Consider the following 368-nt stretch of genomic DNA (forward strand, 5'->3'; position numbering starts at 1 on the left):
GAAGAAGGAGAGGGGGGAAAAAGGAAGAAGAAAGAGGGAAAGGAGAAAAAGAAGAAAGAAAGGAGAGAGGAAGGGGGGAAAGGAAGAGGGGAAAAGGAGAAGGGAGAAGAGGGGGAGGGGAGAAAAAAGAGGGAGAAGAAGGAAAAGGAAAGGAGAAAAGGGGAGAAGGGGAAAGGAGGAGAAAGGAAGGGAAGAGAGAAGAAAGAGAAAGGGGAGGAAAAGGAGGAAGAAGAGAGGAAGAGGAAAAAGGAAGGAAAAAAAGGAGGGGGGAAAGAGAAGAGGAAGGGGAAAAGGAAGGAAAAAAAAAAGAAAAGAAGAGAAAGAAGGAAGGAAAATTTGTGTCAAAAATTTATTAAAATTTATTAAAA

Annotated in this window: 1 protein-coding gene; it reads left to right on the forward strand. The window is 42.1% G+C overall.

All coding sequences use genetic code 11. The features are described 5' to 3' along the window. Window positions 1-368, forward strand: a 368-nt coding sequence (locus NR125_RS30345; protein ID WP_256816900.1) for a hypothetical protein, incomplete at both ends; no start/stop codon positions are given.

Origin of the sequence: Cytobacillus sp. Bac17 (genome assembly GCF_024519925.1) — a bacterium.
Taxonomy (GTDB): Bacteria; Bacillota; Bacilli; order Bacillales; family Cytobacillaceae; genus Cytobacillus; species Cytobacillus pseudoceanisediminis.